General features: G+C 75.3%; 5 protein-coding genes. 3 read left to right on the top strand and 2 right to left on the bottom strand.

Translation table 11 applies throughout. The features are described from left to right. Window positions 1–190: 190 nt before the first annotated feature. Window positions 191–931 carry a Type 1 glutamine amidotransferase-like domain-containing protein gene (locus tag ACWC5O_RS44850; protein WP_450591650.1) on the top strand — a complete coding sequence of 247 codons (741 nt, stop codon included), beginning with the start codon at window positions 191–193 and terminating at the stop codon, window positions 929–931. Between the two features lie 37 nt (window positions 932–968). Here ACWC5O_RS44850 and ACWC5O_RS44845 read toward each other — a convergent pair whose 3' ends face one another. After that, a complete protein-coding gene (locus ACWC5O_RS44845) occupies window positions 969–1,577 on the bottom strand; it encodes a response regulator transcription factor (protein ID WP_450591651.1) in 609 nt (202 codons plus the stop codon). After that, window positions 1,574–2,185 (bottom strand): LuxR C-terminal-related transcriptional regulator, encoded by a 612-nt coding sequence (locus ACWC5O_RS44840; protein ID WP_450591652.1) that lies wholly within the window; start codon window positions 2,183–2,185, stop codon window positions 1,574–1,576. Before ACWC5O_RS44840 ends, ACWC5O_RS44845 begins: the two co-directional genes overlap by 4 nt. A gap of 467 nt (window positions 2,186–2,652) precedes the next feature. Here ACWC5O_RS44840 and ACWC5O_RS44835 point away from each other — a divergent pair, with 467 nt between their 5' ends. After that, on the top strand, window positions 2,653–5,733 hold the full coding sequence (locus ACWC5O_RS44835) for a type 2 lanthipeptide synthetase LanM family protein (RefSeq protein WP_450591653.1): 3,081 nt from the start codon (window positions 2,653–2,655) through the stop codon (window positions 5,731–5,733). A gap of 118 nt (window positions 5,734–5,851) precedes the next feature. Continuing rightward, the gene (locus ACWC5O_RS44830; RefSeq protein WP_450591654.1) at window positions 5,852–6,064 is read left to right on the top strand and encodes a hypothetical protein; all 213 of its coding nucleotides are present in this window, start codon (window positions 5,852–5,854) and stop codon (window positions 6,062–6,064) included. The last annotated feature ends 57 nt before the right edge of the window (window positions 6,065–6,121 follow it).

Genomic DNA, 6,121 nt, shown 5'->3' with positions numbered 1-6,121 from the left:
GAAGCGTCCAGTTCTCCTGTCAGTTGCTCTCCCGCAACCAGGGCCGGTTCATGGACAGCTTCTACGAGAGCATGGCCGGTCCAATGACCGGCCCCCACTGGGCTGTTCGGCTGCGGCACCCCGGGCTCGCGGTGTCCACCTCCACGATTCCTCCATGTCTCCCCGGAGTCACCGCGATACGATCACGCGCGTGACGGCACCCGAACCGACCATCCTCGCCACCTCCGGAGGGCACCGCGTCGGCGGACGCACCCGGGTGCTCTTCGACGCCCTGGTCCACCACGCGGTCGACCTCTCCGGCGTGCACGGCAGGCGCCCGCGGATCCTGTACGTCGGCACGGCCACGGGGGACGCGGAACACGTCACGGCGCGGGTGTCCGAGGCGGCCCGGGTGGCGGGCTTCGACCTCACGCCGCTGCAGCTGTTCCCGATGCCGAACGTCGAGGACGTCGAGGCCACCGTCCTGGGCCATGACGTGGTCTGGGTGATGGGCGGCTCGGTGGCCAACCTGCTCGCCGTGTGGCGGGTGCACGGCCTGGACGCCGTGATGCGCCGCGCCTGGCAGGCGGGCGTGGTGCTCGCCGGGGTGAGCGCGGGCTCCATCTGCTGGTTCGAGGGTGGCGCGACGGACTCCTTCGGGCCCGAGCTGCGCCCGGTCACCGACGCCCTCGGCCTGCTGCCGTACGGCAACGGCGTGCACTACGACTCCGACGAGGGCCGGCGCCCGCTGATCCACCGCCTCGTCGCGGACGGCACCCTTCCGGCCTCCCACTGCACCGACGACGGGGTGGGCCTGGTCTACCGGGGCACCGAGTTGGTCGAGGCCGTGGCGGAACTGCCGGGCAAGGGTGCCTACTTGGTGTCCCGGCAGGGCGAGCGGTCGATCGAGGAGCGCATCGAGCCGCGGCTGCTGCCGACACCGTCGTTCTGAGACGCCTTCAGGGCGTCGGCAGGCCTGCCGCACGGCCTCAGATGAGGCCGTGGCGTACCGCGTGGGCCACCGCGTGGGCGCGGTTGCGGGCCTGGAGGCGGGACATGACCTCGTAGATGACGTTCTTGACGGTGTGTTCGGAGCAGGTCAGCAGCCGGGCGATGTCCGCGTTGGCGTGTCCCTCGGCCATCAGGCGCAGCACGGAGGTCTGCCGGGCCGTCAGGGCGGGGTTCGCCCCGGTCCGCGCCGGTGCGCCGTGCCGCGGGCCGTCGGTCAGGACTTGGGACAGCACCGGGTAGGGGATGCTCCGGTACGGATGGCCGGTGTTGCGGAGGGCTGCCGTCAGGGTGTCCTCGGTGAGGTCCGCGGCCCTGAGGACGACCGCGCCGGCACGGAGGGCCAGCATCAGCCCCCTCCGCGTGACGTTGTCGCACACGAGCAGCAGCGGGCCGGGGTCACGGACGCCCCGCAGCGCCTGCTCGGCGTCGTCGGCGACGATCACCGTGGCGACGGGGGAGTCGGGGCCGGGCGTCTGGTGCAGACCGGCGCGGCGGGCGAGGGCGCGGACCCGGTCCGCGTGGCGCGGCGACAGGACGCGCAGCCGGAGCGCGCCGCCGGTGGTGGGGGCGGTCAGGGTGGTCGTCACAGCAGGCCCGCCCTCAGTGCGTAGGCGACCGCGTGGGCGCGGTTGCGCAGCCGGAAGCGCTGGGTGATGTCGTGGACGACCGTGGTCACCGTGCGCGGGGAGTAGGCGAGGCGCTGGGCGATCTCCGCCGTCTCGTGCCCGTCGGCGACCAGTTGCAGGACCGAGCGCTCGCGTTCCGACAGGGCGCTGCCCGCCCAGCCGCCCGCCGTGTGCCGGGCCGGCCCCGGCCGGTCGAGGACCTGTTCGAGCAGATCGGGGGGCAGGGTGCAGTCGTCCCGGGCTGCGGCCAGCACCGCGTGGGCGAGGCGCGCGGAGTCGGCCTCCCGGCGCAGCAGCAGGCCGCGGGTGCCGGCGGCGAGGGCGTGCAGGGCGTCACCGGAGGCGAGGGCGCCGGCCACCAGGACGACGGCCGGGCGGTTCGGGTGGGCGCGGCTCGTGCGCACCATGTCGAGTTCGGCGGGTCCGAGCCGGTCCACGGTGAGGACCGCGACCCGTGCGTCGCCGGGCTCGCACACGGCCAGCCCCGGGCACGCGAGGAGGGTACTGCGGGTGCCGGCCTCCAGCACCGGGTCGAGGGCGACCACACCGACGGGTACGGGTGCTCCCATCTGCTCTCCTTGGAAGGTCGTCCGCCCGGTCGTCAGTGTGGCGGGCGGTCTGGGGTACTGCACAACACCCTGCTGTGCCGGCAGGTGCGGAACATCGGTAGTCGTCCCCCACCTTTCCCGCCCGGGGGGTGGCGGCCCCAGGCGAAGGGCGGGAGGGAGCCGGTCGTGGCGCCGTGGGGCGGGTCCGGGGAGGTCGTGTGAAGGCCACATGGGGGTGGGGAGTGCGGGGGCATGGGGGCCGCGCGCCGCACAAAGGCGGGTGCAAGGGCCGCACCGGTGGCTGAGCCCGGGCTGTCAGGCCTGGAGCGAACGTGCCACCCCCACTTGGGGGTTGCGTGCACATCCCGGCCGGCCTGCGGTTTCTCCCGTCCGGGGTGGCGCCGTTCTCCAGTGGGGCGGGAGCCCGCGAAGAATATGGGGGTCGCTTCCCCATGTGGGGGGCGTACCGGCTCTGCGACCTTCGTCTCGTGACTGAGACCGCCAGCCTCTCGACTCCCCGGAGCGCCGGCCTACCGCTCGCCTGGTGGGCCCCGGCGCTGTCCCTCGCGGAACGGCTCGCCGCCCCGGACCTCCCCGCGGCGCCGACCGGGCCCGCCGCCGGCCACGCCCCCTGGGCCACCGGCGACGCGGAGGGCTTCGCCGCGCGGCTGGCCCACCTCGGAGTGGACGCGGGCACGGCTGCGGCGCTCGCGCTGGAGCCCGCCGAGCGGCTGTCGGCCCGTGCGGACAAGCCCCGTTGGGCGTGGTACGTCGAGCAGGCCCTGGGCGCGGCCACCGAGGACACGGTGGAGGGGAACACGGACGGCGGCGCGGGACCCGACGCGTTCGCTCCCGTCGTACGACCGCTGGTCGCTCCGGCGGCCGCGCGGCTGGACAGTCTGCTGGAGGGGCTGCCGGAGGCCGAACTGCTGGTCTGGCGGGGCGCGTTCGAGGAGCGGCTGTCGCACCAGCTGGTCCGGCAGGCCGCGCGCACCCTGGTCCACGAACTCGCCTCGGCGCGGCGGGCCGGCCGGCTGGACGGGGCCGGACCCCGCGAGCGGTTCGCCTCGTTCCTCTCCACGGCCCGCACCCGGCAGGGTCTGGGCGGGCTGTTCGCCGCCTACCCGGTGCTGGCCCGGATGCTCGGGCAGACCGCGCTGGACGCCGCCGAGGCGGCCGCCGAACTCGTACGGCGGTTCCAGGCCGACCGGGACGACCTGACCGCCCATCTCCTCGACGGCCGGATCCCCGGCGCGCTCACCCGCGCCGACCTCGGCCTCGGGGACGCGCACCAGGGCAACCGGGCGGTCGCGATCCTGCACTTCGCGAGCGGCGACCGGATCGTCTACAAGCCCCGGCCGCTGGAGCAGCACGCTCTCCTCGACGACCTGGTGGGCTGGCTGAACGCCAAGGTGCCCGGGCTCGGGCTGCGCAGCCCGCGCGGTCTTCGCCGGGACGGGTACGGCTGGATGGAGTTCGTGGCACACCGCTGGTGCCGGTCGGTGACCGAGACCGACGCCTTCTACCGGCGGCAGGGCGCCCTGCTGGCTCTGCTCTACGCGGTGGACGGCGCGGACATGCACTACGAGAACGTCATCGCCTGCGGCGACCAGCCGGTCCTGGTGGACGCCGAGACGCTGCTGCACACCGGGCTCCCGCAGGCCATGACGGCCGGTGCCGACCCGGCCGCGGACGCCCTGCACGCGTCCGTGCACCGCACCTGCCTGCTGCCCCACCTGCTGATCGGCGAGAACGGGGCGCTCGACATCTCCGCGCTCGGCCGGTCCGCCGACGGCACCTGCCCGAGCGAGGGGCTGAGCTGGGAGGACAGCGGCACGGACACCATGCGGGCCGTACGCGCCCCGGTGCTCAGCCCGGCCGCGCAGAACCACCCCCTGCCCGACGGCCGTCCGCTGGACGGCGCCGACCACCGGGCCGCCCTGCTGGAGGGCTTCCGCACCGCCTACGCGGCCATCGCCGCACACGGCACCGAACTGGTCGCAGCCGACGGGCCGTTGGCCGGCCGGGCCGACAGCCCGGCGCGCCTCATCGTCCGCTCGACCCGGCTGTACGCCACGCTGCTGGAGGAGTCCACCCATCCGTCGCTGCTGGGTGACGCGCTGGCCCGGGAAGGCGTGTTCGCCGTCCTGTGGACCGAGTCCGAGCAGGACGAGACACGCCGGCGGCTCGTCGAGCACGAGACGGCGGACCTCTGGCGCGGTGACGTACCCCTGTTCGCCCATCGGCCGTCCGGGACCGGGGTCCGGACGGCCGATGGGACCTGGCTGCCCGGTCTGCTGCCGATGGCGAGTCTGACCGCGGTCCGGGAGAAGATCGCCCGGATGGACGAGGTCGACTGCCACGACCAGGAATGGATCGTCGCCGCCACGCTCGCGGCCCGCGGCGCCCATGCTCCGCAGGACCGGCCCAGGTCCGAGCTGACGGTGGCACCGGTGCCCGCCGTCGTGCCCGAGCCGTCCCGGCTGCTCGCCGCGGCCTGCGGGATCGCCGACGAGATCGCCGCCCGCGCGGTGCGCTCGGACGGCCGCACCAACTGGCTGGGGCTGGAACGGGTTTCGGGCCCGCACTGGGCGGTGCTGCCCATGGGCGCCGGACTCGCGCAGGGCTACTGCGGGGCCGCCCTGTTCCTGGCCCACGCGGACGCGCTGGCCGGGGGCGGCCGGTACGCGCCGCTGGCCCGGGAAGCCGTGACGCCCCTGCCGGTCCTGCTGAAGGCGCTGGCCGCCGATCCCGAGTCGAGCGCCGCGGCCGGTCCCGGGGCGTACGACGGGCTCGGCGGCATCCTGTACGCCCTGGTGCGGCTGTCGGCCCTGCTGGACGGGAGCCTGACGGACTGTCTGCCGGACGCGCTCACCGCGCTGGGCCATGCCGTGGCGGCCTGCCCGGATCCGGGGCTGGCCGGCGGTACGGCCGGAGCGCTGGCCGCCGCGGTCGCGGTGCACGAGGCGACCGGGGCGCCCGCTGCCCTGCGGCTGGCGGACACGGTGGCGGACCGGCTGCTGGCCACGGCTACCGACGCCGACGGGGTCCCCGGATTCGCGGACGGCGGCGCGGGCGTCGGCTGGGCACTGCTGCGGTACGCGGCCCGCCGGCCCGGACGCGCAGCCGCGCACGCGGCCACCGCCCACGCCATGCTCCGCGCCGCGCTCCAGGACACCCTCGCCGCGCCACAGGATCCGTCCTGGTGCTCCGGACTCGCCGGGGTGGCGGCCGCCGCCGTCGGACACGACGGGCCGTCGGTCCGCAACCGGCTCACGGAGACCGAGGTGTACCCCGACCTGAGCCTGGGCCACGGCACCCTCGGCACGCTGGAGGCCCTGGCCGTGCTCGCCGGACGGGGCGACGCGGCCGCGGCCGAGACCCTCGCCCGGCGCACCGGCCAGGTACTCGCCCTCGTCGAGGCACAAGGCCACCGATGTGCCACCCCCGACCACGTGCCCTCCCCCGGGCTGCTGACCGGGCTGTCCGGCATCGGCTACGGCCTGCTCCGTCTGGCCCGCCCCGAGACCGTCCCCTCCGTTCTGCTCCTGGGACATCCCGGTCACTGACCGGCCCACGCACCTCCGCCGAACCGCTCCATCGCTCGACAGCTCGTCAGCACCACGGCTTTCCTCCGCCTCCCACCCCGTGCTCGCCCGCACGGGTCATCCGAAGGGGATCACCGTCATGGACAAGCAGCTCACCACCGCCGCCATCGCCGCCGACGCCGACGCCGACGCCACCGTGGCCGCCGCCGAGCAGGACGCGGCGGGCGGGATCACCCTCAAGGGCCGCAACCGCGCCTGCGCCCGCGCCCGTGTGCTGGCCGGGATGGTGCTGACCAGCGGGATCGTCATCACGCTGAGCACGCTGGACACCTCGGTGTCCGCCCCGCGGTGACGTCTGCGGCTACAGCGCCACGTCCACCGGCAGGTACACCGGTGTGAGCGCGGCGAG

The organism is Streptomyces sp. NPDC001450, from assembly GCF_053597295.1.
The sequence above is the reverse complement of the archived record's forward strand: the minus strand, read 5'-3'. Positions and strand labels throughout refer to the sequence as shown.

Bases quoted from the DNA above. Each gene is read 5' to 3' on its own strand.
- ACWC5O_RS44840 (WP_450591652.1), bottom strand. From the start codon at position 2,185: ATGGGAGCACCCGTACCCGTCGGTGTGGTCGCCCTCGACCCGGTGCTG.
- ACWC5O_RS44830 (WP_450591654.1), top strand. From the start codon at position 5,852: ATGGACAAGCAGCTCACCACCGCCGCCATCGCCGCCGACGCCGACGCC.